The organism is Clavibacter michiganensis subsp. insidiosus (assembly GCF_002240565.1).
GTDB lineage: Bacteria > Actinomycetota > Actinomycetes > Actinomycetales > Microbacteriaceae > Clavibacter > Clavibacter insidiosus.
This window is the reverse complement of the sequence record NZ_MZMO01000001.1, coordinates 507,075-532,945: the sequence shown is the minus strand read 5'-3', so window position 1 is coordinate 532,945 and position 25,871 is coordinate 507,075. Positions and strand designations below refer to the sequence as shown.

22 protein-coding genes are annotated in these 25,871 nt (G+C 73.2%); 15 read left to right on the top strand and 7 right to left on the bottom strand.

Features of this window, described 5'->3' with window-relative positions:
• Positions 1-21: 21 nt before the first annotated feature.
• From B5P21_RS02860 to B5P21_RS02840, 5 genes are read left to right on the top strand one after another with little or no spacing between them, the layout of a single operon-like run.
• Positions 22-1,131, top strand: a complete 1,110-nt coding sequence (locus B5P21_RS02860) for a glycosyltransferase family 9 protein (protein WP_236688863.1) — start codon at positions 22-24, stop codon at positions 1,129-1,131.
• The gene (locus tag B5P21_RS02855) at positions 1,128-2,180 is read left to right on the top strand and encodes a glycosyltransferase (protein WP_045529722.1); all 1,053 of its coding nucleotides are present in this window, start codon (positions 1,128-1,130) and stop codon (positions 2,178-2,180) included. The genes B5P21_RS02860 and B5P21_RS02855 overlap by 4 nt, the downstream gene beginning before the upstream one ends.
• Positions 2,177-4,144, top strand: a complete 1,968-nt coding sequence (locus tag B5P21_RS02850) for a glycosyltransferase (protein ID WP_045529723.1) — start codon at positions 2,177-2,179, stop codon at positions 4,142-4,144. The genes B5P21_RS02855 and B5P21_RS02850 overlap by 4 nt, the downstream gene beginning before the upstream one ends.
• Positions 4,141-5,523, top strand: a complete 1,383-nt coding sequence (locus B5P21_RS02845; RefSeq protein WP_045529725.1) for a PfkB family carbohydrate kinase — start codon at positions 4,141-4,143, stop codon at positions 5,521-5,523. The genes B5P21_RS02850 and B5P21_RS02845 overlap by 4 nt, the downstream gene beginning before the upstream one ends.
• A 50-nt stretch (positions 5,524-5,573) precedes the next feature.
• Positions 5,574-6,278 carry an SDR family oxidoreductase gene (locus B5P21_RS02840; RefSeq protein WP_045529727.1) on the top strand — a complete coding sequence of 235 codons (705 nt, stop codon included), beginning with the start codon at positions 5,574-5,576 and terminating at the stop codon, positions 6,276-6,278.
• Positions 6,279-6,360: 82 nt separating this feature from the next.
• On the opposite strand, the gene B5P21_RS02835 is transcribed toward B5P21_RS02840, so the two are convergent.
• The 5 genes from B5P21_RS02835 to B5P21_RS02815 form a co-directional block, all read right to left on the bottom strand.
• Positions 6,361-6,711 (bottom strand): hypothetical protein, encoded by a 351-nt coding sequence (locus B5P21_RS02835; RefSeq protein ID WP_045529729.1) that lies wholly within the window; start codon positions 6,709-6,711, stop codon positions 6,361-6,363.
• A gap of 76 nt (positions 6,712-6,787) precedes the next feature.
• Positions 6,788-7,606 (bottom strand): cutinase family protein, encoded by an 819-nt coding sequence (locus tag B5P21_RS17665; RefSeq protein WP_094170741.1) that lies wholly within the window; start codon positions 7,604-7,606, stop codon positions 6,788-6,790.
• A gap of 372 nt (positions 7,607-7,978) precedes the next feature.
• On the bottom strand, positions 7,979-8,356 hold the full coding sequence (locus B5P21_RS02825) for a hypothetical protein (RefSeq protein WP_045529731.1): 378 nt from the start codon (positions 8,354-8,356) through the stop codon (positions 7,979-7,981).
• 94 nt (positions 8,357-8,450) lie between these two features.
• Positions 8,451-9,062, bottom strand: coding sequence for a hypothetical protein (locus B5P21_RS02820; protein WP_094170740.1), 612 nt, complete (start codon positions 9,060-9,062; stop codon positions 8,451-8,453).
• A gap of 53 nt (positions 9,063-9,115) precedes the next feature.
• Positions 9,116-9,547, bottom strand: a complete 432-nt coding sequence (locus B5P21_RS02815) for a hypothetical protein (protein ID WP_045529735.1) — start codon at positions 9,545-9,547, stop codon at positions 9,116-9,118.
• A 196-nt stretch (positions 9,548-9,743) separates the two neighbouring features.
• On the opposite strand from B5P21_RS02815, the gene B5P21_RS02810 reads away from it, so the two are divergent.
• The 3 genes from B5P21_RS02810 to B5P21_RS02800 all read left to right on the top strand — a co-directional run bounded on the left by B5P21_RS02810 (position 9,744) and on the right by B5P21_RS02800 (position 13,709).
• Positions 9,744-10,754, top strand: coding sequence for a glycoside hydrolase family 26 protein (locus tag B5P21_RS02810; protein ID WP_094170739.1), 1,011 nt, complete (start codon positions 9,744-9,746; stop codon positions 10,752-10,754).
• A gap of 110 nt (positions 10,755-10,864) precedes the next feature.
• Positions 10,865-12,265: a glycoside hydrolase family 26 protein gene (locus tag B5P21_RS02805; protein WP_045529739.1), complete on the top strand. Its 1,401-nt coding sequence runs from the start codon at positions 10,865-10,867 to the stop codon at positions 12,263-12,265.
• Between the two features lie 127 nt (positions 12,266-12,392).
• Entirely contained in the window at positions 12,393-13,709 is a 1,317-nt protein-coding gene (locus B5P21_RS02800) for an alpha/beta hydrolase (RefSeq protein WP_094171384.1), read from the top strand.
• 20 nt (positions 13,710-13,729) lie between these two features.
• Here the strand turns inward: B5P21_RS02800 and B5P21_RS02795 are convergent, their stop codons facing one another.
• A complete protein-coding gene (locus tag B5P21_RS02795; protein ID WP_080939342.1) occupies positions 13,730-14,866 on the bottom strand; it encodes a glycosyltransferase family 9 protein in 1,137 nt (378 codons plus the stop codon).
• Between the two features lie 144 nt (positions 14,867-15,010).
• Between B5P21_RS02795 and B5P21_RS02790 the strand changes: the two genes are divergently transcribed.
• The gene (locus B5P21_RS02790) at positions 15,011-16,228 is read left to right on the top strand and encodes an MFS transporter (protein WP_210433758.1); all 1,218 of its coding nucleotides are present in this window, start codon (positions 15,011-15,013) and stop codon (positions 16,226-16,228) included.
• A 24-nt stretch (positions 16,229-16,252) separates the two neighbouring features.
• Here the strand turns inward: B5P21_RS02790 and B5P21_RS02785 are convergent, their stop codons facing one another.
• Positions 16,253-17,302 (bottom strand): LacI family DNA-binding transcriptional regulator, encoded by a 1,050-nt coding sequence (locus tag B5P21_RS02785; protein ID WP_236688722.1) that lies wholly within the window; start codon positions 17,300-17,302, stop codon positions 16,253-16,255.
• Between the two features lie 110 nt (positions 17,303-17,412).
• Between B5P21_RS02785 and B5P21_RS02780 the strand changes: the two genes are divergently transcribed.
• The 6 genes from B5P21_RS02780 to rfaE2 all read left to right on the top strand — a co-directional run bounded on the left by B5P21_RS02780 (position 17,413) and on the right by rfaE2 (position 25,831).
• Positions 17,413-18,354 (top strand): carbohydrate ABC transporter permease, encoded by a 942-nt coding sequence (locus tag B5P21_RS02780; protein WP_045529741.1) that lies wholly within the window; start codon positions 17,413-17,415, stop codon positions 18,352-18,354.
• Positions 18,355-18,356: 2 nt separating this feature from the next.
• The gene (locus tag B5P21_RS02775) at positions 18,357-19,307 is read left to right on the top strand and encodes a carbohydrate ABC transporter permease (protein WP_094170738.1); all 951 of its coding nucleotides are present in this window, start codon (positions 18,357-18,359) and stop codon (positions 19,305-19,307) included.
• Positions 19,308-19,366: 59 nt separating this feature from the next.
• On the top strand, positions 19,367-20,719 hold the full coding sequence (locus tag B5P21_RS02770; protein ID WP_045529744.1) for an ABC transporter substrate-binding protein: 1,353 nt from the start codon (positions 19,367-19,369) through the stop codon (positions 20,717-20,719).
• Between the two features lie 85 nt (positions 20,720-20,804).
• A complete protein-coding gene (locus B5P21_RS02765) occupies positions 20,805-22,601 on the top strand; it encodes a glycoside hydrolase family 35 protein (RefSeq protein WP_045529746.1) in 1,797 nt (598 codons plus the stop codon).
• A 105-nt stretch (positions 22,602-22,706) separates the two neighbouring features.
• Positions 22,707-24,278, top strand: a complete 1,572-nt coding sequence (locus tag B5P21_RS02760) for an aldehyde dehydrogenase family protein (protein ID WP_045529748.1) — start codon at positions 22,707-22,709, stop codon at positions 24,276-24,278.
• Positions 24,275-25,831 carry a D-glycero-beta-D-manno-heptose 1-phosphate adenylyltransferase gene (rfaE2, locus tag B5P21_RS02755; protein WP_045529750.1) on the top strand — a complete coding sequence of 519 codons (1,557 nt, stop codon included), beginning with the start codon at positions 24,275-24,277 and terminating at the stop codon, positions 25,829-25,831. Before B5P21_RS02760 ends, rfaE2 begins: the two co-directional genes overlap by 4 nt.
• Positions 25,832-25,871: the final 40 nt, after the last annotated feature.

Genomic DNA, 25,871 nt, shown 5'->3' with positions numbered 1-25,871 from the left:
CTCGACGCGGTGCACCTCCTCATCCACGACCCTGAGCCCCGCCGCGTGCTCGTCGTGCGGCTCGACTCGGTGGGCGACGTGCTCATCTCCGGGCCCGCGGTGCGCGCGGTCGCCGCCGACCCCCGCGTCGAGGTCCACCTGCTCTGCGGCCCGCGCGGCGCGCCAGCCGGCCGGCTGCTGCCCGGCGTCCACGCCGTGCACGTGTGGGACGCGCCGTGGATCTCCTCCCCGGCACCCGCCGCCGACGCCGCCTCGGTCGACGCCCTGCACGCGATCCTCGCGGAGGTCGAGCCCGACGAGGCCGTCATCCTCACGTCCTTCCACCAGTCGCCGCTGCCGCTCGCGCTGCTGCTGCGGCTCGCGGGGGTCGGGCGGATCACGGGCGCGAGCGTCGACTACGCCGGATCCCTGCTCGACGTGCGCCTCAAGCCCGGCGAGGACCTCGACGAGGACCAGCCCGAGCCCGAGCGCGCCCTCGCGATCGCCGCCGCGGCAGGGCACGCGCTGCCCGCCGACGACGACGGGCGCCTCGCCGTCCTGCCGGCCGAGCTGCCGTCCGACGTGGACGCGCTCCTCCCGGACGGCCCGTTCGCGCTCGTGCACCCGGGCGCCGCGGTCGGCGCGCGCTCCTACCCGGCGGACCAGCACCGGGACGCCGTCGCGCTCCTCGTCGAGCGCGGGATCCCCGTGGTCGTCACCGGCGGACCCGACGAGCGGGAGCTCACGGCGCACGTCGCCGGATCCGCCGGCCTCGACCTCGGCGGCCGCACCGACCTCGCCGGCCTGGGCGCGCTCATGCGCCGCGCGGCCGTGCTCGTGAGCGGCAACACCGGGCCCGCGCACCTCGCCGCCGCGGTGGGACTGCCGGTCGTCAGCCTGTTCTCGCCCGTCGTGCCGCCGATCCGCTGGGCGCCGTACCGCGTGCCCGTGATCCTGCTCGGCGACCAGGACGCGGCCTGCAGGCTCAGCCGCGCGCGCGACTGCCCGATCCCGGGGCACCCGTGCCTCAGCGGGGTGTCGCCCGCCGAGGTCGCCGACGCCGTCGAGCGGCTGCTCGCGACCAGCGGACCCGGATCCGACCACGCCGCCGAACGCGCCGCGGCCCGCAGCGACCAGGAGGCGCCCGCATGAGGATCCTGATGTGGCACGTCCACGGCGGCTGGACCGACTCGTTCGTGCTCGGATCCCACGAGATCCTGTTCCCCACCACGCCCGCGCGCGACGCGTGGGGCCTCGGCCGCGGCGGCCGCGCGTGGCCCGCGAGCGCGCGCGAGGTGGATCCGTCGTCCCTGCACGACGCGGACGTCGACCTCGTGCTCCTCCAGCGCGTCGCCGAGATCGCGGAGGCGGAGCGCCTGCTCGGCCGCCGCCTCGGATCCGACGTGCCCGCCGTATTCCTCGAGCACAACACCCCGCGCGGCGCCCCGACCGAGACCGTGCACGCGCTGGCCGGGCGCGACGACATCCCGGTGATCCACGTCACGCGCTTCAACGCGCTCATGTGGGACACCGTCGTCGCGCCGACGACGGTCGTCGAGCACGGCGTGCCCGATCCGGGCGCGCTCTACTCGGGCGGGTCGGCGTCGTTCGGCGCGGTGATCAACGAGCCCGTGCGCCGCGGCCGCATCACCGGCACCGACCTGCTGCCCGCGTTCGCGGCGGTCGCGCCCGTCGAGGTGTTCGGCATGGGCACGGATCTGCTCCCGGGCGCGTTCCCGGACCTCGGCGCGCGCATCGTGCCGCGCGGCGACCTGCCGACGGCCCGCATGCACCCCGAGCTCGCGCAGCTCCGCGCCTACATCCACCCGCACCGCTGGACCTCGCTCGGCCTGTCGCTCCTCGAGGCGATGCACATGGGGATGCCCGTGCTCGTGCTCGACGCGACCGAGGCGTCCCGCGCGGTGCCGCCGGACGCGGGGGCGATCTCGTCGGATCCCGCCGACCTCGTGCGCGTCGCCCGCCTGCTGCTCGACGATCCCGACGAGGCCGCCCGCCGCGGCCGCGTCGCCCGCGAGGCCGCGCTCGCCCGCTACTCGCTCGGCCGGTTCCTCGCCGACATGGACGCCGTGCTGCACGACGCCGTGGACGCCGCCGCCACGCGCCGGTCCCGACGCGCCCCCGCCGGATCCGGTTCCCCGACTTCCCCGCACCACCCGCTCGACGAGAGGACGACACGATGAGGATCGCGATGATCTCGGAGCACGCCAGCCCGCTGGCGACGCTCGGCGGCGTGGACGCCGGCGGCCAGAACGTGCACGTGGCCGCGCTGTCGGCCGCGCTCGCGGACGAGGGCCACACCGTCACCGTCTACACGCGCCGCGACGACGCGTCGCTGCCCGCCCGCGTCGCCTTCGCGCCCGGCGTGGAGGTCGTGCACCTCGACGCCGGACCCGCCCGCGCCGTCCCCAAGGACGAGCTGCTGCCGCACATGGGCGAGCTGGCCGACGGCCTCCTCGCCGACTGGCGCACCGCCCGGCCCGACGTGGTGCACAGCCACTTCTGGATGTCCGGGGTCGCCGCGCTCGACGCCGCCGCGCGCCTCGCCTCGTCCCCGGTCGGCGCGGCCGCGGCCCCTCCCGTGCTGCACACCTTCCACGCGCTCGGATCCGTGAAGCGCCGCCACCTCGGCGCCGAGGACACGAGCCCCGCCGCGCGCGCGGAGCTCGAGCCCGGGGTCGGCCGCCGCGCCGACGCCGTCATCGCGACCTGCTCCGACGAGGCCGCCGAGCTCGTGCGCGCGGGCGTCGACGCGGCCCGCATCACGGTGATCCCCTGCGGCGTCGACATCGAGCACTTCACGCCGCGCTCGGACGAGCCCGACAACGCCGATGCCGACCGCCCGATGCACGTCATGGTCGTCGGCCGCCTGGTGCCGCGCAAGGGCGTCGACCTCGCGATCGAGGCCGTCGGGATCCTCGCGCGCCGCGGCCACCGGGACGTCGAGCTGGTCGTCGTCGGCGGATCCGGCGACGCCGCGAGCGGGGCCGACGACCCCGAGGCCCGCCGCCTCATGGACGCCGCCCGCGCCGCCGGCGTCGCCGACCGCGTGCGCCTGCACGGCCGCGTCTCCCAGGCCGACATGCCCGCCGTGATGCGCACCGCCGACGTCGTGGTCTGCGCGCCCTGGTACGAGCCGTTCGGCATCGTGCCGCTCGAGGCGATGGCCTCCGGCGTGCCCGTCGTCGCGTCCGCGGTCGGCGGCCTCACCGACAGCGTGGTCGACGGCGTGACCGGGATCCTCGTGCCGCCGCGCGACCCCGCCGCCATCGCCGACGCCCTCGGGGAGCTGCTCGCGGATCCCGCCCGCCGGCGCCGCCTCGGCCGCGCCGGCCGCGACCGCATGGAGCACGGCTACGCGTGGTCGACGGTCGCCGCGCGCACCGCCGAGGCGTACCGGGCCGCGATCCAGGCCGCCGCCCCCGACGACCTCCCCGCCGACCCGACCGTGGTCGACGCGCACCTCGACGCGCTCGCCCCCGTGCTCGCCGACCTCCGCACGCACGCGCCGCGCCTCACCGCGTGGGGCCGCGAGATGGCCGACCGCCTCAGCCACGGCGCGCGCCTCATCGCCGCGGGCAACGGCGGATCCGCGGCCGAGGCCCAGCACCTCACGAGCGAGCTGGTGGGCCGCTTCGACGGCGACCGCCGCCCGTTCTCCGCCATCGCGCTGCACTCCGAGTCGTCCGCGGTCACGGCCATCGGCAACGACTACGGCTTCGACGAGGTCTTCGCCCGGCAGGTGCACGCGCACGCGAGATCCGGCGACATCGTCGTGCTGCTCTCCACGAGCGGCCGCAGCGAGAACCTGCTCCGGGCCGCGGCCGCCGCGCGCGCCGCCGGCGCCACCACCTGGGCGATGACGGGCCCCGGCCCCAATCCGCTGGTGGAGGCGTGCGACGAGCACATCGCGCTCGACGGCCCGTCGGCCAACGTGCAGGAGGCACAGCTCGTCGCCGTCCACGCGATCTGCCGCTCCTTCGAGAGCCGCCTGCAGGCGAACGACCGGGCCTCGGCGCGGGCGTCGGCGACGGCGTCCGCCGCGACCCTGTCCGCGTCGGCCGCCGCGTCCGCGTCGGTCTCGTCCGTCCCCGTGACGGTCGCGCCCGCGTCCACCACGACCGCGCCCGCGGAGGTGCCGGCATGAGGATCGTCGTGGTCGGCGACGTGCTGCTCGACGTCGACATGACCGGCGCCGCGCACCGCCTCAGCCCCGACGCGCCCGTGCCGGTGATCGAGGTCGAGGAGTCCCTGCCCCGCGCGGGCGGCGCCGGCCTCGTCGCCACGATGCTCGCGCGCGACGGCCACGACGTGCGCCTCGTCACCGTGCTCTCCGACGACCGCCACTCCGCGACCCTCCGCGCCTGCCTCGACCGGATCGAGGTGGTCGCCGGCCCGTCCGGTGCGCCGACCCCCGTGAAGACCCGCGTCCGCGCCGACGGCCACGCCATCGCCCGCATCGACGAGGGCTGCGCGCCGCCGCCCACCCCCGCCGCGACCGACGAGATGCTCGACGCGATCGCCACGGCCGACGCCATCGTCGTCGCCGACTACGGCCGCGGCGTCACCCGCGACCCCCGCCTCCGCGCCGCCCTCGACGCGCGCGCCGCCGTGGTGCCGCTGGTCTGGGATCCGCACCCCGCGGGCGAGCCGCCCGTCCCGAACACCGCGCTCGCCACCCCGAACCTCGCCGAGGCGCGCGCGTTCTCAGGGCTAGCCGGGCGCGACGTGGCCGCGGCCGCTGACGCCGCCCGTCTGCTCCAGGCGAAGTGGGGCGTCGCGACGGTCGCCGTCACCATGAGCGAGCGCGGCGCCCTGCTCGTGTCGGCGCCCGCGTCGGGCTCGGCCGGCGGATCCATGCCCGTCGTCGTCCCCGCCCCGCTCGTCGCGACCGGCGACCCGTGCGGCGCGGGCGACCGGCTCGCTGCCACGGCTCTCGCGGCGCTGGCCGCGGGATCTCCCGTAGAGGACGCCGTGCGCGACGCCGTGGCCTCCGCCGCCGAGTACGTGGACGCCGGCGGCGTCGCCACCCTCGTCGGCCCGCCCGCCGCGCGCCCGATCGGCGGCCACGCGGCGAGCGCCCTCCAGGTGGTCCGCGCGACCCGCGCCGCCGGCGGCACCGTCGTCGCCACGGGTGGCTGCTTCGACCTCGTCCACGCCGGCCACGCCCGCACGCTCGCCGCGGCCCGCGCGCTCGGCGACTGCCTCGTCGTGCTCCTCAACTCGGACGACTCGGTGCGCCGCCTCAAGGGACTCGAGCGCCCGATCATGACCGAGGAGGACCGCGTCGACCTGCTGATGTCGCTCGGCGTCGTGGACGCGGTGGTGCTCTTCTCCGAGGACACCCCCGAGGAGGCGCTCCGCTCCATCAAGCCCGACCTCTGGGTCAAGGGCGGCGACTACCGCGCCGAGGACCTCCCCGAGTCGGCGGTCATCGCCGAGTGGGGCGGCCAGGCCGTGACCGTGCCGTACCACCCCGGCCGATCCACCACGAAGCTCGCCGGCGCGCTCGCGCGCGTCGGCTGAGCCCCCGATCCGCACCACTCCCGAACCACCGCTCCACGGAAGGAACACCCATGACCGACTCCCCCCGCCCCAGCACCGGCCGCGTCCTCATCACCGGAGGCGCGTCCGGGCTCGGCGCCGCGGTCGCGCAGGCGGTCCTCGCGGTCGGCGGCGAGCCCATCGTGCTCGACCTCGACACGTCGAGCGTCACCGGCATGGAGGCGCACCGCATCGACGTCTCCGACACCCGCGCCACCGAGGCGCTCGTCACCGAGATCGCCCAGGCGCACGGCGGCCTCGACGCCGTCGTCACCGCGGCGGGCATCGACCGCTGCGGCCGCCTCGTCGACGTCGCCCCCACCGAGTGGGAGAAGGTCATCGGCGTGAACCTGATGGGCACGGTCGCCGTCGTCCGCGCGGCGCTGCCGTTCCTCACCGAGTCGCACGGCCGCGTCGTCACCGTCGCGTCGTCGCTCGCCATCAAGGCCGTCTCCGACGCGACCGCCTACTGCGCCTCCAAGTTCGGCGTGCTCGGCTTCACGCGCGCCCTCGCCGCCGAGACGAAGGGCGAGGTCGGCGTGACCACGCTCATCCCCTCCGGCATGAAGACGCACTTCTTCGACGACCGCGACCCGAAGTACAAGCCCGGCTCCGACGCGAACCTCAACGACCCGGCCGCCGTCGCCGACTCGGTGATGTTCATCCTCGGCCAGCCGCGCGGCTGCGAGATCCGCGAGCTCGTCATCACCCACGAGCTCGAGGACAGCTGGCCGTGATCGGCGGCTGATCCGCGCACAGCACGCATGAGACGAGCCCGGCCCCGCATCGCGCGGGGCCGGGCTCGTCTCGTGTCGACGCTCAACCGATGGACACACCCGTTATCACAAGCGCGGTGACGGCCACACCGATGGTGAGGGCCATACCCGCGATCGGGATACTCCGCATGGGCTGTCGTCGAGCGATGAAGACGACCGTCACCACCGTGCTGAGCACGGCAACCGAGGGAATGCCGAATGCACCCAACCGGTATCCGAAGTCCGCTAGCCCGTAATCACAATTTGGATCGTTGTACCCACAGGCACCGAGCAGTCCGCTGAAAGCGATGTTGTTGATGTAGGCGATCGCTGCAAGAACGAGTTCCACGACGAGCAGCAGGACAGTCGACCCGTACGGCCGCGCGCGCGCCGTTGCATTACTGAATGTCATCATCGGTAAATCCTTCGTTATGGTTCCACCAGGCTGTCGCACCCTTGGTTCGCGCCACATGACCCTCGGAGATCCAGCACTAATCTGCAGTGGTCAAGAAGCTGCGAAGGAACTCAAAAGCATCCAATTGCGTCGAGGCGTTCCCGTACGACTGATGAGCGCTTGCCGAGGTCCCTGACTGACAGAACAAGTCATCGGCGACGCACCAGGAATGGATCATCGTCACTGGCGTGGCGCTAGTCGTGGAAGTCCTGTCCCAGGCATTCAGCTCGCCTTTTCCTCTTGCGAAGCGCCCGTTGCCACCACCGTTCGCCGAGTCATCCCACGGTTCCCCAGCCCTATAAGCCGGATCCCCGAAGAGAACGACGCCGCCTAGATGCTGCCTCGCCACTTCGGAGAGCTGAGTGCGATCAGACAATACGTCCCCGATAAGATGAGCACCTTGCGAGTATCCAGCCAACTGAATGGTCATGTAAGGACAGTCCGAAGCCAATGAGTTAATCTCACCGCGGAGGGCTATGACGCCATCTCTTTCACTCTCCACATATCCATCATTTGTCAGATCCGGATAGATGACCGCCGGATACCTGAGCGCCTCGACGTACACAGGGATGTTTTGTTCGACAGCGAAAGCCCTTATCAACTCCGCCATCATGTCGCCTTGCCCTCCCGTGCCGTGAGCATATACATACTGAGTCGCCCCGGTCCCGCTACCGGCTTGACCGTCGTACGAACCACGGACTGCAATCAGAGTCGCCTCACCGCATCGCTGATCCGACTCACTGGCGAGCGCGGGAGATGATCCCGACAATGCCAGAACCCCTACGACACAAACAATCGAGAAAAGACCTGTAGTTCTCCGCGAGGACCGTCTCGCGATGCTCGTTGTGAAAGTCATTCACCCACCCCTCGTCGTGTGCATTTAAATTAGTGACACCCACAGGGACACCGATGCCGCGTCGACCTCCATTGACAACACAGGCATTCTGATTCGCCTGGGCCACCGAGAGACCAACGGCGCGTGGCCGCAATCGCCCCCTCAAGAAGCTACATCCGAGACAAAGATATCGACCGGTCGGATTTCCCTGCTAACAGAATTAACAATTGTTGCGTTTGGCTCGCGAAGCTGATATTGACTGACACCCGCGGCGCGCGAAGCGATCACGTAGACGCGACGTCGCGCGGAGACCTTCATCGACGCGAGCCCTCGACCGAAAGCAGTAGCCCGGCCCCGCATCTCGCGGGGGCCGGGCTCGTGTCGTCTCGAGGATCAGCGGAGAGCGATGCCGGTCATGATCTGCACCGCGACGTTGATCGCGAGGATGAGCGCGATGCCCGCGACCGGCGCCCACGTTGCCGGCAGGCGTCGGGTGCGGCAGACGACGGTGGCGACGGTCGACAGCACGAGGACCGCGATGGTCCCGACGACCCAGAGTCGCGAGGCGTCCGTCTCGAGGGCGAAGTCGCAGGCGCCCGAGACCCCGCAGCGGTCCGGCAGCCAGCCCACGAGCACCATGGCGACGAGCCCCGCGAAGCCGAGCAGCCACTCGACCACGAGCAGGACGGTGGCGAGCCGTGCGTCGTACGGCGGCCTCGTCGGCACGGGCCCTGCGGCGCTCGGGCGGTGCGCGGTCTGCTGGTCGCTCATCGGATCCCCCTGCGCCCGGGCGCACGCTGGGCCCGTCGATCCCCCGACGCTATCGACGGCCCCGCCCGCCGCGGAAGGGCCTTGCGCCCCCGCCTCAGCCCGGCCGCACCAGCGTCACCCCGCGCTCCGCGGAGAACCGCGCGAACTCCGCGACCCCGAGCCGCGCATCCGACGCCGTGGTTCCCACGCCCGACGGGTTGTGGAACGTCGCCGTCTCCCCGTCGAACGCGTGCACCAGCACGAGGTGCCCGCCGCGCCGGGTCGCCGGCCGCTCCGGGTACCGGATCTCCGACGACACCGACGCGAGCACCACCCGCCCCTCGCCCACCTCGGCGAGCAGCTCGGGCACGGCGCTCCGCGGGTGCACGACCGCCTCGATCCCGAAGTCGTCGCGCACCCACTCCGCGAACGGCCGGTAGTACAGCCCGCCGACGTCGTCGCCGTCGCGGGTGAGGGCACCGCGCGCGACGGCCCGCGTGATCAGCTCGTGCATCGGCAGCGCGACGGCCGCCGGGATCCACGCCTTCAGCACCGAGCACAGCCCCGCGAGCCCGCATACGTGCCGCGACCAGAACAGGTAGTCGGCCTCCGACGGGTAGCCCTCCGTGCGCCAGTCGAAGAACCCGGCCGGGCTCTCGCCGCGCTCGATGAGCGGCGCGTTGCAGGCGAGGTTGCCCCACTGCGACTCGTACGGGTACGTGGTCATGCGCGCTCCTCGGGTCGGATTCATCCCGCGTTCCCACGTCGGCGGGACCCGCCTCACCGGGCGGCGAGGTCCATGAGACACCCGGTGCCGTATGCGACCGCGATCAGGGCGACGCACCCGGCGAGCGGCACCCACCACGCGGAGCGCGCGAACACGGCGCGGAGGACGACGGCGACCACGGAGAGCCCCGCCACGGCCGGCACCGCGACCAGCGCGGTCGTGATGATCGCGTCCCCGAGGGCGTAGTCGCAGCTGAGGGCAGGATCAGCGCATCGGTCGAAGGACATGCCGGTGAGGAGGACCTGCAGGTACGCCCCGCACGCGACGATCCCCTCGACACCGAGCAGGATCACCGCCGCGACGCGGTCACCGGACCCGGGTGGCGTCCGGGGCCGCGTCCGGCCGGGACCGCGACGCGACCCGAGCCGTCGTGAGCGCGGCGGCTGGTCGAGGGCGTGCTCGTACTCGTGCTCGTGGTAGCTCATCGCGTCTTCCGTCGTCCGGGGGATCTCGGCACCGTAACCGGCTCGCCGCGTCCGCCGCGTGATCCGCCCCAAGCACCACGCGGATCCGCACCCGACCATCGCCTGACCGTCCGGCCGTGACCGGACATCGGGCGGGGACGCCCGAGGAGCGCCGGATAGCTTCCAGGGAGCGGACATCCGCAGAAAATTGGACACCATGAAGCACGACCCCCGCACCATCCGCACCGCGACCACCCTCTTCCTGGGTCTCGCCCTCACCGCCGGGATCCTCACCGCAGCATCCCCGGCCACCGCCGCCAGCGCCGCCACCGGCCCGGCCCCCACCGTCGCGAGCGCCGCTCCGACCGTCTCCGACGCCCGGCTCCGATTCGGCGTCGCGACCCCCGGCGGTCCCACCGCCGGCGGCGAGCTCGACGCCGTCGCCCAGCAGGTCGGCGAGGACCCGAGCATCGTGCTCTCCTACGCCGACTTCACGCAGGCGCCGCCCATCCAGGCCCTCGACCAGGTCCGCGCCCGCGGCGCCGAGAGCCTCCTCACCTGGGAGCCGTGGAAGGCCGGGGCCGGCGTCGACCAGTCCGGCTTCTCGAACGCGAGCATCCTCGCGGGCGACCACGACGACTACCTGCGCCAATGGGGATCCGAGCTGGCCGCCTGGGGCGGTCCCGTCTCCCTCCGCTACGCGCACGAGATGAACGGCGACTGGTACCCGTGGGCCGACGGGGTCAACGGCAACGCGCCGGGCTCCTACGCCGCCGCCTGGCGTCACGTGCACGACGTCGTCGTCGCCCAGGGCGCGACCAACGTCCGGTGGGTGTGGACGCCGAACGTGCCGTACACCGGATCCACGCTGCTCGCCGGCCTCTACCCGGGCGCCGGCTACGTCGACGTCGTCGGGCTCGACGGCTACAACTGGGGCTCCGTCGCCGGCCAGCACTGGACCGCGCCGAGCGACCTGTTCGGCTTCGGGCTCGAGCGGCTGCGCGCCGTCGCGGCCGGCAAGCCGATCATCATCGCGGAGACCGCGTCGTCCGAGGTGGGCGGATCCAAGGCCGCCTGGGACACCGACCTGGTCGCGTTCCTGCAGGCCCAGCCCGACGTCGTCGCCTTCGTCTGGTTCGACATGGACAAGGAGGCGGACTGGCGCATCGGCAGCTCCGCGTCCTCGGCCACGGCCATCCGCGACGCGCTCGCCGCCCGCCGGGTCTGATCCGCTCCGCCCCCTTCACCGGATCCCGTCGCTCGGCGGACATCCGGTGGACGGAGGGCGCCGAAGTACATACGCTCGCATGCATCCATCGGGGGAAGGACCCTATCGCCATGCCCACTCGCCGCCGCCTGAAGTGCGCCGTCGTCACCGCCGTCGCACCCGCGGTCGTGACGGCCACGGTGCTCGTCGCTCCCGCGACCGCCGCCCGCGCCGCCTCGACGCAGGCCGTGCCCTCGGCGCCCGCCGCGATCGTGCTCTCCGTCGCCTCCGGCCCGGTCGGCACGCCTGTCACCGTCACCGGCACCGACTTCCCCGCCAAGAAGGCCGCGGTCGTCGCCGTCGGGTCGACCACGAAGCGCATCACGACCACCGCCACCGGCCGCTTCACGTCGAAGATCACGATCCCCCGCACCTCGCTCTCCACCATCCGGATCGCCGCGACGGCCGGCACCCGCTCGGCCGCGGCCGTCTTCACCGTCACGCCGACGAGGTCGAACTCGTCCGCGCGCTCCGCCGCATCGGCACCAGCACCCACCACGACTCCCGCGCCGACGCCCGCGACGGCGTCGGCTCCCACGAGCACGAGCACCGCGCCCGCGACCACCGCGCCGGGGAGCACGGCCGGATCCACCGCATCCACCGCCCCCGCCATCAGCTCCGCCCGCCTGCGCCTCGGCCTCTCGACCCCCGGCGGCCCCACGGCCAACGGCGAGCTCGACGCCGCGTCGGCGACCCTCGGCGAGAGCCCGTCCATCGTGATGAGCCACGTCGACTTCACGCACCCGGCGCCCATCGCCGGGATCCAGAGCGTCGCCGCGCGCGGTGCCGACAGCCTCATCACGTGGGAGCCGTGGCAGGGCGGCGCCGGCGTCGACCAGGCCGCGTACACGAACGCGCGCATCATCGCGGGCGACCAGGACTCCTACATCCGCTCGTGGGGCGCCGACCTCGCGAAGTACGGCAAGACCGTCTACCTCCGCTACGGACACGAGATGAACGGCAACTGGTACCCGTGGTCGGACGGCGTCAACGGCAACGCATCCGGCTCCTACGTCCAGGCGTGGAAGCACGTGCACGACCTCGTGGTCGCGCAGGGCGCCACGAACGTGAAGTGGGTGTGGAGCCCGAACGTGCCGTACCCGGGATCCACCGACCTCGCCTCCCTCTACCCCGGCGCCGACCAGGTCGACGTCGTCGCCCTCGACGGCTACAACTGGGGCGCCGTCGCCGGCCAGCGCTGGACCGCGCCTGCCGACCTCTTCGGCCCCGGCATCGCGCAGCTCCGTGCCGTCGCGCCGGGCAAGCCGCTCGTCATCGGCGAGGTCGCCTCGAGCGAGACGGGCGGATCCAAGGCCGCGTGGGACAAGGACCTCGTCGCGTACCTGCAGGCCCAGCCCGACGTGCTCGGCTTCGTGTGGTTCGACTTCCAGAAGGAGGCCGACTGGCGGATCGACAGCTCGGCCGCCTCCGCCACCGCCCTCCGCGACGCGCTCGCCCTCCGGCGGGGCTGATCCCGCGCGTCCGGGCGGCGCACAGTCGCCGCCCAGCCGGCGCATGGGTGCCACGAAGTGAGCGCCGCTTACGCTCTGACCTGCGCCCGTCCGACCCGACGGCGGCGCGCACGATGAGGAGGCGGTGGTGACCCGAGCCCACCGGCGGCGCGAGACCGCGCTCGCCCTCGCCGCCGTGCTCGTCGGCCTCGTGGTCCTGTCGGCTCCGCCCGGATCCGGCGTCGAGGGGGGCTTCGCGCAGATCGACCGCTACGCCGCCCTCACCGAGGTGCAGGCGCAGCGGATGATCCGGGCGCACCCGGCCCTCGAGCTGCAGGTGATGGACGCGTCGCCGCAGCGCGTCGTGTCCTGGTGGGCGGCGAAGGACCGGAAGCACCAGCGCGCGCTCATCCGGAATTCGCCCGCGCTCGTCGGCAACCTCGACGGGGTCGACTACGCCTCGCGCGACGCCGCCAACCGGCGCCAGCTGCGCGCCGAGCTGCGCACGGAGCGGGAGGCCGTCGCCACCCACCCGGAGGACGCCGACGCGCGGAACCGCCTCACCGCGCTCACCGCGATCCGCCACGCGCTCAAGCCCGCGGCCCGTCCGGCCGCGGGCGGGCACGCCGAGCCGCGGCGCTGGCTCGTGTCGCTGAGCCACCGGGATTCGCCGCTCGCCGCCATCGCGGTCGGCGACCTCGACACCGCCCGCCAGGTCACCTTCACGGTGCCGGGCATGGGCACGTACACCGACGACATGCAGCTCTGGACCGAGACCGCGCAGAACGTGTTCGACGCGCAGGCCGCCGTCGGCGCCCCGGCCGCGCACGCCGTGGTCGCGTGGATCGGCTACCGCACCCCGCCGCCCGGCGTCGACGCGACGCTCGGCGACTACGCGGAGCGCGGCGCCCCGCTGCTCGCGAGCGAGATCCAGGGACTGCAGGCGGCCCGGCACGGCGGCGACCCCGCGAGCGTGAACGTCATCGCGCACTCGTACGGATCCACCATGGCCGCCGACGCCCTCGCCGTGCGCGACCTCGGCGTCGACTCGTTCGTCATGCTCGGCTCGGCCGGCGTCGAGGACGGCATCGCCGACGCGCGCCAGCTGCACGCCCGCCACGTCTACGCGGGCGAGGCCGCGGACGACGACGAGGCCGAGTGGGGTCGGCTCTCACGGCAGGATCCGCGCGCCCCCGGCTTCGGCGCCACGGTCATCTCCGTCGACGGGGATCCCGCGCACGGCCTCCTGCCCGTCACCACGCACGCGCCCGTCCTGCATTCGAGGTGGAACGACGACCCGGACTCGCGCGCCTGGACGACCATCCGCGATCCGGCCCAGCGCGCCGCCGAGTTCGCCGCGCACGAGAAGACGTACGGCTACCTCGACGCGGGCACGGAGTCGCTGCGGAACGCGGCCGTCGCCACGACGCCGCATGCGACGGCGCGGCTCGACGCGGCGGGCTGACGCGCCGCCCGTGCGCGGGCCTACGCCGGCACGCGCTCCGCGAGCGACGCCCGCCGCAGCTGCTCCACGTCCGCGTGCACGTCGTCGACGCGCACCTCGGCGACGTGCGACGGGTCGTGCGCGCAGCGCTCGGCGGTCCAGCCGACCTGGGTCACGTCGACGCCGCAGACCGGGCAGCGCGTGGTCCAGCCGATGTGGATCCGGTGCCGCGTGCGCCCGAACGCCGCCGCGTTCACGACGTTTCCGAACCAGAACACCCCGACCGTGCGCGCGCCGACGGCCTGCGCGAGGTGGCGCGGGCCGCTGTCGTTGCCGAGCACGACATCCGCGTGGGTGAAGAGGCCGGCGAGCTCGCCGAGGGTGAGGGAGTCGGCGAGCGAGGTGATCCGCTCGGCCTGCTCCGCGGGCAGCCCCTCCCGGCCGAGCGCGACGATCCGGTCGGCGTCCGCGGCGTCGGTCGCGTCGCCCACGACGACCACCTGCGCCTCGTCGGCCGCCGCCCGACGCGCGACCTCCGCGAACGACTCCACGGGCCAGCGGCGACGCGGGTCGGTGGCGCCCGGGTGGATCACCACGAGCCCGCCGGGCGCGCCCGTCACGCGCTCGGCCGCCGCGGCGCGCTCGGCGTCGGTCACCTCGACGACCGGCTCCAGGTCGGCGACGGGCGCGCCCGCGAGCCCCGCGACCTCGAGCCCGCGCAGCACCTCGTGCTGGTAGTAGACGTACGGGATCACGCGCTCGAGCCGCTCGGCGTCGTCGGTCGCGGTGCCCACCGTGTGGCGCGCGCCGAGCCGCAGCAGGAACGGGTTGGAGTTGCGGCCGCCGCCGTGCACCTGCACCGCGAGGTCGAAGCGGCGCGCGCGCATGCGGGCGGCGAACGCCTCGATCTCCTCCGGGTCGGGATCCGTGCCCGGCACGTCCCGCACGCCGTGCGCGACCGGCAGCACCTCGACCTCGTCGGGCCCGCCGGGACGCCCGGCGAGGAGCGCGCGGTGCAGCGGCGTGCCGAGCAGCGTGATCCGCGCCTCCGGGTACGCGGCCTTGAGCGCCGCCATCGCGGGCAGCGCGAAGATCAGGTCGCCGAGCCCGCCGCCGCGCAGCACGGCGATGGAGCGGACGTCGGAGAAGGTCTCGTGGAGCGGGGCGACGACGGGCACGGATGGGCCTCCTGGTCGGGCGGGCGGGTCCTCCATCTCGTTCCCCGCGGCGCACAGGTCGAAACCCGGCGACCCGCTCGCGGTTGACGAGTGCCTCCAGGGATGGGAGCGTGGCCCCGGCGCACCGAGAAGGGATGACCTCCTGTGGCTCTGAGGCCGTGGTCCGGCATCCGGCCCGACCGGAACCGGCCACCCGAGCCCGCATCCCGACGCTCCGCCCCGACGATCGCGGTCTACATCGCCTTCGCGACGAACGGCCTCATGTACGCCGCGCTCGTCAGTCGTGTACCCGCGCTCGGCGCTGTGCTGGCGCTCCCCACGTCGGAGCTCGGTCTGCTCCTGCTGTGCCTGTCCGCCGGCGCCCTGTCCGGCCTGCCCACCGCCGGCGTGCTCGTCCAGCGCTTCGGGGGCGGCCGGGGGATCACCGGCGGGATGGCCATCGCGACCGCCGGTCTCCTCCTGCTCGCGGGCGGCACGGAGACCGGCTCGCGATCCGTCACCGCCGTGGGTCTCTTCGTGGTCGGGCTCGGCATGGGGATCTGGGAGGTCAGCATGAACGTGGTGGGCTCGAGGACGTCCCACCTGCTCGGCACGGAGAGCCTCTTGCCGAGGCTCCATGCCACCCTCAGCCTGGGGACGGTGGCAGGCGCGGTCCTCGGGGCGCTCGCGGCGGCTGCCGCGCTCCCGCTCTCGACGCAGAACGTGTGCGTGGCGGCGCTCCTGGTGCCGATGGGGATCCTCATCGGTCGCATGGTCCGGAAGGGCGATGCGGGCCGCACTCGAGACGAACCGGCACTGCGCGGTGCGCTCCTGGCGTCCTGGCGCGAGCCGCGGACCCTCCTCATCGGGCTCTGCATCCTCGGGTTCGCTCTGGCCGAGGGGACGGCGAACGAGTGGCTGGCGTACGTGCTCGTGGACGGGTACGGCACGTCCGAGGAGATCGGCGCCTTCTCCTTCGCCGCGTTCGTGACGGCCATGACCGCCGGGCGCCTCGTCGGCGGGCCGCTCGCGACCCGTTTCGGACGCGCTCTGCTGCTCCGGGCATCCGCGTGCGTGGCGCTCACGGGGCTCCTCGTCGTGGCCCTCGGCGACACGGTGCCGTGGGCCATGGCGGGTGCCCTCCTGTGGGGCGCCGGTGCGGCGATGGGGTTCCCGGTCGGCATCGCGGCCGCGGGAGACGATCCGACACGGGCGGCGGCACGCGTGTCCGTGGTCAGCTCGCTCGGCTACGCAGCGTTCCTGGGTGGGCCGCCGCTGCTCGGACTGCTCGGAGGGCTCTTCGGGATCCAGCAGGCGATCCTGATCGTGTGCCTCGCGCTCCTGCTGGCCTTCGTCACAGCAGGAGCCACGCGCAGGCGCTGAACGCGGGCGCCGGCCGTCAGTGCGTCAGCGCCGCGGCGCCCCCGCGCTCGCGCGCACCACGAGCCGGGTCGGCACGATGCGGTCGCCCGATGGCTCGCGGCCGTCGAGCATCTCGAGCAGCACCTGCATCGAGCGGCGGCCGATCTCGGTGAAGTCCTGGTGGACCGTGGTGAGCGGCGGCCAGAACGAGCTCGACTCCTCGGTGTCGTCGAAGCCGACCACGCTGATGTCGCCCGGCACGTCGCGGCCGAGCTCGTGCAGCGCGTGCATGATCCCGAGGGCCATCTGGTCGTTCGCGGCGACGATGCCCGTGATGTCGGTGCGCCGCCCGAGCTCCTTCCCGATGCGGTAGCCGGACGCGGTGGTCCAGTCGCCCTGCGCCGGATCCTCGGGATCCAGTCCCGCGTCGAGCATGGTCGCGCGCCACTCGGCCGCGCGCCGGGCCGCCGAGTAGGAGGTGGACGGGCCGGCGACGTGCACGATCGCGGTGTGCCCGAGGTCCAGCAGGTGCTGCGTGACGAGCCGCGTGCCCTGCTCCTGGTCGGTGTCCACCACCACGAACGGGTCGCCCGCGTCGGAGTCGATGATCACGACGGGCAGCCCCACGGGGATGATCACGTCGGCCCGGTCGAGCATGTGCGCCTCGATGATGATGACGACGCCGTCGACCGCCTCCTCCTGCAGCCGGCTGAACGCCCCGGCCACCTCGCCCTCGGTCGGATGCGGCACCGGCATGAGCGTGATCGTGTACCCGGCGCCGGACGCGGCCGTGACGATCGCGTCGAGCGTGCGCATGTTCCCGAGGGTCGAGAGGGTGAACATGATGATGCCGATGCTGCGGAAGCGCCCGGTCTTCAGGGCCCGCGCGGCGCTGTTCGGCCGGTACCCGAGCTCGGCCATCGCGTCCATCACCCGCTGCCGGGTCGAGGCCTCCACGTTCTGCGCCCCGTTGGACACCCGGGACACCGTCTGGGCGGACACACCGGCGTGCGCCGCGACGTCCGCCATCGACACGGTGCGGCCGCCGGGCGTGCGCCGGCCACCCGACTTGACGGCCGACGGTGGAGATGTCATGGTTGCGAGCATCACAGATGTTTGCGCAAACACCCAATCCTCCCGAAGGGGGTGAGGGCCTTCCCCCGGGGGCCTGACTGCGCCGCGATCCCCCGACGAAGTGGAAGCACATGACGACGATGTCGACCTCGGCCGCCCGGCCGACGGCGCCCGACGCGGCCCGCCCCAGCGGTCCCCCGATGCGACGCGATCGGCGACGCTGGACCGGGCTGGGCTTCGTCGCCCCGTTCCTCGTGGTCTTCCTCGTCGTCCTCATCGCCCCCGTCGGCTACTCGATCTACCTCAGCCTGTTCCAGGAGCGGATGATCGGCGGCAACTCCTTCGTGGGCATCGCCAACTACACGCAGGCGCTCAACGACCCGAACTTCTGGGACGCGCTCGGCCGCGTCGCGCTGTTCCTCGTCGTGCAGGTGCCGATCATGCTGTTCATCGCGCTGTTCGCGGCCCTCGCGCTCGACTCGGCCCGCCTGCACTTCACGGCGTTCTTCCGCATCTCGATCTTCCTGCCCTACGCCGTCCCCGCGGTCGTCGCGGCCCTCATGTGGGGCTTCATCTACGGCAACCGCTTCGGCCTCGTCGGCAACATCGAGCAGGCCACCGGCTGGGACCTCCCCGACCTGCTGTCGCAGAGCTGGATCCTCGCGTCGATCGGCAACATCGTCACGTGGGAGTTCGTCGGCTACAACATGCTGCTGTTCTACGCGGCCCTCCGCGTCATCTCGCCCGACCTCTACGAGGCCGCCGAGCTCGACGGCGCCGGCCCCTTCCGCATCATCACGGGCATCAAGCTCCCCGCCATCCGCGGCGCGCTCGTCATCGGCGTGATCTTCTCCATCATCGGCAGCTTCCAGCTCTTCAACGAGCCGAACATCCTGCAGACGCTGGCGCCGAACGCGATCAGCTCGTACTTCACCCCGAACATGTACGCGTACAACCTGTCCTTCGCGGGACAGCAGTTCAACTACTCCGCCGCCATCGCGATCATCATGGGCGTCCTGACGATGGTGGTCGCCTACGTGGTGCAGCTCGTCGGCACCCGGAAGGACAGCTGACCGTGTCGACCCTCACCGGAACCCCCCTCGCCGCGCCCGACGCCGGCACGCCCGTCCGCGACGCTCCCGCCGAGCGCACGCCCAAGCGCCGCCGGTCCGCCGGCGCCCCGCGCGAGCGCCGCAGCATCGTGCTCACGCTCGTCATGGCGCTGCTGCTCATCTACTCCGTGCTCCCCCTCTTCTGGCTCCTGGTCAACTCGACCAAGACGCAGGACGCGCTGTTCAGCTCGTTCGGCCTCTGGTTCTCGGGCGACTTCGCGCTGTGGGACAACATCCAGGGCGTGCTGACCTACGGCAACGGCGAGTTCGTGCGCTGGCTCGGCAACACGCTGATCTACGTGGTCGTCGGCGCGGGCGGCGCCACGCTGCTCGCGACCCTCGCGGGCTACGGCCTGGCGAAGTTCGACTTCCCCGGCAAGAAGATCGTGTTCGCGGTGGTGCTCGGCGCCGTCGCCATCCCCGGCACGGCCCTCGCGGTGCCGACCTTCCTGCTGTTCAGCCAGATGGGCCTCACGAACACCCCGTGGGCCATCATCCTGCCGTCGCTCATCAGCCCCTTCGGGCTGTACCTCATCTGGACCTACGCGGTCGACTCGGTGCCCGAGGAGATCCTCGAGGCGGCCCGGATCGACGGGTCGAGCGAGATCCGCACCTTCTTCACGATCAGCCTGCGGCTCCTCAGCCCCGGCCTCATCACGGTGCTGCTGTTCTCGATCGTCGCGACCTGGAACAACTACTTCCTCCCCCTGATCATGCTGAGCGACTCCCGCTGGTACCCCCTCACCGTGGGGCTCAACCAGTGGAACGCGCAGTCCACCACCGTGGGCGGCCAGCCGATCTACAACCTCGTCATCACGGGCTCGTTCCTCGCCATCATCCCGATCGTGATCGCGTTCCTCTTCCTCCAGCGCTACTGGCAGTCCGGCCTCTCGGCCGACGGCGTCAAGGCGTAGTCCCTCAAGCCCCACCTCCGCACCACCCTCACCACCACGAAGAAGTGAAAGGCACCACCATGTCCCTCTCGTTCCCCCGCAGGGCGAAGCGCGCCATCGCGCTCGGCCTCGGCATCGTCCTCGCGGGCTCCCTCGCGGCGTGCTCGTCCGGATCGGGCGGCGCCAGCGCCGACACCGCCTCCGCCGACGACCTCGCGAAGGCCCTCGACACGCAGTCCTCCATCACCGTCTGGGGCTGGGCCCCCGCGATCAAGCCGATCGCCGAGGCGTTCGAGAAGGAGCACCCGAAGATCACGGTCGACGTGCAGAACGTCGGCACCGGCGCCGACCAGTACACGAAGCTCCAGAACGCCATCAAGGCGGGCAAGGGCGCCCCCGACGTGGCGCAGATCGAGTACTTCGCGATCCCGCAGTTCGCGCTCGGCAAGTCCCTCGCCGACCTCTCGGGCTACGGCTACACGGACCTCAAGGACCAGTTCACGGCGTCCACCTGGAACGCGGTCACCGAGGGCGACGCCCTCTACGCGCTGCCGCAGGACTCGGGCCCCATGGCGATGTTCTACCGCCAGGACGTCTTCGACAAGTACGGCATCGCCGTCCCCACCACGTGGGACGAGTACGTGGCCGCCGCGGAGAAGATACACGCCGCCGACCCGAACCAGTACATCACCAGCGACTCCGGCGACGCTGGCTTCACCACGAGCATGATCTGGCAGGCCGGCGGCCACCCCTACAAGGTCGACGGCGACAAGGTCACCATCGACATGCAGGACGCGGGCGCCAAGAAGTACACGGCCATGTGGAACCAGCTCGTCGCCAACGGCTCGCTCGCCCAGACCCCCGGCTGGACCGACGAGTGGTTCCGCGGCCTCGGCGACGGATCCATCGCCACGCTGATCACCGGCGCCTGGATGCCCGGCAACCTCGAGGCGCAGGCCACCGAGGGCTCCGGCCAGTGGCGCGTCGCCCCCATGCCGCAGTACACCGCAGGTGACACGGCGACCGCGGAGAGCGGTGGATCCTCCATCGCCGTCATGCAGCAGTCCGAGAACAAGCTCGTCGCGGCGGAGTTCGCGAAGTTCACCACGGCCGACGAGCAGGGTCGCCAGATCTCCTTCGACGCCGGCGGATTCCCGTCCACCACGGCGGACCTCAACAGCGACGAGTTCCTCAACGAGACGCCGGAGTACTTCGGCGGCCAGAAGATCAACGAGGTGCTCAGCGCGGCCTCGAAGGAGGTCGTCCCGGACTGGCAGTACCTGCCCTTCCAGGTCTACACGAACAGCATCTTCAGCGACTCGGCCTCGTCCGCGTACTCCAACGGCACGTCGCTCGACCCCGTCCTCGAGGCGTGGGGCAAGGCGGCCGCCGAGTACGGCCAGCAGCAGGGCTTCACCGTCGACGTGAAGTAGCACCACCGGATCGACCCGAGGGGAGGTGCGACGCGAGTCGCGCCTCCCCTCCCCCATGCCACCCCGTACCCCTGAGGACACGACCATGCCCGGCCTCCCCGCCTCCAGCACCCGCTTCCGCATCGGCGCCGACGACTTCGAGCTCGACGGCCAGCCGCACCGCGTCATCGCGGGCGCCCTCCACTACTTCCGCGTGCACCCCGACCAGTGGGCCGACCGGATCCGCAAGGCCCGGCTCATGGGGCTCGACACGATCGAGACGTACGTCGCCTGGAACGCCCACTCGCCCGAGCGCGGCGCCTTCGACACGAGCGCCGGCCTCGACCTCGGCCGCTTCCTCGACCTGGTCCACGCGGAGGGCATGCACGCGATCGTGCGCCCGGGCCCGTACATCTGCGCCGAGTGGGACGGCGGCGGGCTGCCCGGCTGGCTGTTCGAGGATCCTGCTGTCGGGGTCCGCCGCAGCGAGCCGCTGTACCTCGCCGCGGTCGACGAGTTCCTCCGCCGCGTCTACGAGATCGTCGCGCCGCGGCAGATCGACATGGGCGGGCCCGTGATCCTGGTGCAGATCGAGAACGAGTACGGCGCGTACGGCGACGACGCCGACTACCTCCGGCACCTCGTCGACCTCACCCGCGAGTCCGGGATCATCGTGCCGCTCACGACCGTCGACCAGCCCACCGACGAGATGCTCTCGCGCGGCAGCCTCGACGAGCTGCACCGCACCGGATCCTTCGGCTCGCGCGCCACCGAGCGCCTCGCCACCCTGCGCCGCCACCAGACCACCGGCCCGCTCATGTGCAGCGAGTTCTGGGACGGCTGGTTCGACCACTGGGGCGAGCACCACCACACGACCTCCGCGGCCGACGCCGCCGCCGAGCTCGACGCGCTGCTCGCCGCCGGCGCGTCCGTGAACATCTACATGTTCCACGGCGGCACGAACTTCGGCTTCACGAACGGCGCCAACCACAAGGGCACGTACCAGTCGCACGTCACCTCGTACGACTACGACGCTCCGCTCGACGAGACCGGATCCCCGACGGAGAAGTACCTCGCGTTCCGGGACGTGATCGCGCGCTACCGGTCCGTGCCCGACGAGGTGCCCGCGCCGCGCGGCGACGCGCCCGCGTTCGAGGCGACGTTCGACGCGGTCGCGCCCCTCGCGGACCTCGTCACGGACCCCGACGTCTGGCGCGCGACGTCCGCCGTGCCGTCGATGGACGCGCTCGGCGTCTTCCGCGGGTTCGCGCTGCATCGGGTGGAGCTGCCCGCGTCCGACCGCACGCGCGTGCTCGCGTTCGGCGAGGTGCGCGACCGGGCCGTGGTGTCGGTGGACGGCGTGCGGATCGGCGTGATCCAGCGCGACCAGCACGAGACCGCGATCGCCGTGCCGCCCGGCCGGATCCTCGAGGTGCTCGTGGAGGACCAGGGGCGCGTCAACTACGGCGTGCGGATCGGCGAGGCGAAGGGGCTGATCGGGCCGGCGACGCTCGACGGCGCGGAGCTCACCGGCTGGGAGAGCCTGCCGCTCGACCTCGGCGCGATGGCGGCGTCGGTGATCTCGGCCGCGTCGTTCGCCGTGACTTCCGGCGCGGAGCCGGTCGCCTTCCTCGACGGGCCGGTGCTCGCGCGCGCGTCCTTCGAGATGGACGCGCCCGCCGACCTCTTCCTCGACACGCGCTCGTGGGGCAAGGGCGTCGCCATCGTCAACGGCTTCGCGCTCGGCCGGTACTGGACCCGCGGGCCGCAGCACACGCTCTACGTGCCGGGCGCGCAGCTCCGCGCGGGTCGCAACGACCTGGTCGTCTTCGAGACGGGCGCGGCGGCGGATCCGGTCGTGGCGTTCCTGGCGCAGCCGGAGCTGGGGCACCTGGAGTCGTGATCCGCGCCTCCGTGTGAGCAGCGGGGGAAGTGGGTACGGGCCGGGTGGCGCGCGAGCGCCCCCGCCCGCGCATCCCCGCGGGCCGCCGACCCCGCGAGGAGACCCGTGACCACCGACACCGCACTGGACATCGACGGCCTGATCGACCCCGATGGCACCGAGGCCGGGCCCGGCACCCTGCGGATCACGGATCCGCGCGACGGCTCGCCCGTGGGCGACATCGACGCGTCGACGCCCGACGAGGTCGACGCCGCCGTGCGCCGGTCGGTCGAGGCGTCCGCCGCGTGGGCCGCGATGCCGCCCGCCCAGCGCGGCCAGGCCGTGCGCCGCGCCGCCCACGCGCTCGCCGAGCGCGCGGAGGAGCTCGCCGAGCTCAACGAACGCGAGACCGGCAAGCCGCGCGGCGACGCGCTCGGTGGCGTCGGCGCGGGCGTCGACACGCTGCTGCAGTACTCCGAGCTCGGGCCCGTGCACCGCGGGAAGAGCCTGCTCGGCTCGCTCCCGGCCGTCGACTTCTCGGTGCCGCGGCCGCGCGGCGTCACGGTCGCGCTCACGCCGTGGAACGACCCGGTCGCGGTCGCCGCGGGGATCATCGGCGCGGCGCTCGTGATGGGCAACACCGTGATCCACAAGCCGAGCGAGCGCTGCCCGCACACCGGCGAGCTGCTCGGCCGGGTCCTCGCCGAGGCCCTGCCCGACGGCGCGCTCGTCTCCGTGGTCGGCGGCGGCGACGTGGGCGACCAGCTCGTCGCGCACGAGGACACGCGCGTGGTCGCGCACGTCGGATCCACCGCGGCCGGCGAGGCCATCGCGCGCCGCGCCGCCGGGACACCCACCCACGTCATCCGCGAGAACGGCGGCAACGACCCGCTCCTCGTCGACGCCGGCGTCGATCCCGCGTGGGCCGCCGCGCAGGCCGCCCTCGGATCCTTCGCCAACGCCGGCCAGATCTGCACCTCGGTCGAGCGGATCTACGTGCACCGCGACATCGCCGACCGCTTCACCGCCGCGCTCGTCGCGGAGGCCGATCGCTGGAACTCCTCCGGCGACCTCGGCCCGCTGGTCGACGAGCGCATGCGCGACGCCGTGCACGAGCAGGTCGCGGAGGCGCTCACCGAGGGCGCCCGCGCGCTCGTCGGCGGCCACGTGCCCGACGGCCCCGGATCCCGCTACCCCGCCACCGTGCTCGTCGACTGCACCGCCGACATGACCGTGATGACGGCCGAGACCTTCGGCCCGGTCGCGGCCGTGCAGGTCGTCGCGGACTTCGACGAGGCGCTCGCCCGCGCCGCCGACGACCGCTACGGGCTCGCCGCGAGCGTGCTCACGGCGTCGATGGAGCACGCCCAGCGCGCCGCGGCCGAGCTGCCCGTGGGCACGATCAAGGTCAACGGCGTCTTCGGCGGCGCGCCCGGCGGGGCCGCGCAGCCCCGCGGCCGCAGCGGATCCGGCTTCGGCTACGGCCCGGAGCTGCTCGACGAGATGAGCACGACGACGGTCGTGCACCTGGGGCTCCCGGTGCTCGACGCCGGTGAGGCGGGCGACGCGACCAGCCCGGCGGAGGCCGCATCCGGCTCCGCGCGGGCGGGCGCCGGCGACACGCCGCTGGTCGACGGGCCGGTCGAGCCCGCCTCCTCGTCCGCCTCCAGCGGCGCCGACGCGGGCGACGCACGATGACCAGCGAGCTGCGCGGGATCATCGGCCTCCTCGCGGAGCGCCGGCCCACGGTCACGGTCATCGGCGACGTCATCCTCGACGAGTGGTGGCGCGGCCACAGCGACCGCATGACCCGCGAGGCGCCGGCGCCCGTCGTGGACGTGACCGAGCGGATCCAGTCGCTCGGCGGCGCCGCGAACACGGCCGTGAACCTGGCGAGCCTGGGCGGCACCGTGCGCATGGTCGGCCTCGTCGGCCAGGACGCCGCGGGCGACCGCGTGCGCGACCTCCTCCTCGCCGCGGGCGTCGACGTGTCCGGCCTCGTGCACTCGCCGCGGCTGCGCACCACCACCAAGACGCGCATCGTCGGCGACGACCAGGTGATCGTGCGGGTCGACGACGTACACCGCGGATCCGTCCACCGGGACGACGCGCGCGCCCTCGCCCGCGCCGCCCTCGAGGCCACCGCGGACGTCGACGCCGAGATCGTCTCGGACTACGGCACCGGCACGCTGCACGGCGTGGTGCTCGAGTCGCTCGCCGCGCGCGCGAGCCGCCCCGGCCTCACGGTCGTGGACGCGCACGACCCCGCCATCTGGGCTCCGCTCCGCCCCGACCTCATCACCCCGAACGCGGGCGAGGCCGGTCGCCTCGTCGACCGGCCGCTCGCGCGCGACGAGGACCGCGCGGCCGTGGTCGCGGGGCTCGCCGACGCCGTGCTCGCCGCCGCCGGCTCCGCGACCGCCGTCGTCACGCTCGACCGCGACGGCACGGTCGTGCTCGGCGCGGGCGAGCCGTACCGCACGCGCGCGCACCCGGTGCCCGAGAAGCAGGCGTCCGGCGCCGGCGACACGTTCGTCGCCGCCCTCACGCTCGCGCGCGCCGTGGGCCTCCCGCTCGCGGTCGCCGCCGACTTCGCGCAGGCCGCGGCCGACGTGGTCGTGCGCCTCCCCGGCACCTCCGTGTGCTCGGCCGCGACCCTCGCCGACCATCTCGGCGAGACGCGCTCGCGCAGCGTCTCGCAGGCCGAGCTCGTTGACCTCGTCGCGGGCGAGCGCGCCGCCGGCCGCCGGATCGTCTTCACGAACGGCTGCTTCGACGTGCTGCACCGCGGCCACACGACCTACCTCCGCCAGGCCAAGCGCCTCGGCGACGTGCTCGTGGTCGCGCTCAACAGCGACGACTCGGTGCGGCGGCTGAAGGGATCCGACCGGCCGGTGAACACCGCCGAGGACCGCGCGGGCGTGCTCGCCGAGCTCTCCTGCGTCGACGTGATCACCGTGTTCGACACCGACACCCCCATCCCGCTGCTCGAGGCGGTGCAGCCCGACGTCTACGCGAAGGGCGGCGACTACACGCCCGAGATGCTCGACGAGACCGACGTGGTGCGCGCGTACGGCGGCGAGGTGTCGATCCTCGGGTACGTGCCGTCGCAGTCGACGAGCTCGATGGTCGACCGGATCCGCGCGTCGGCGCCCGACCCCGGCTTCACCCGTCCCGCGGGGACGGCCACGTCGGCGCCCGCGCAGCCCCCGGCCCCGGCGGCGACCGCGGATCCTGACGGCTCCCCGTAGATCGCGCTCCTGCACCTCCCCACTGCTCGCCCACGGGAGT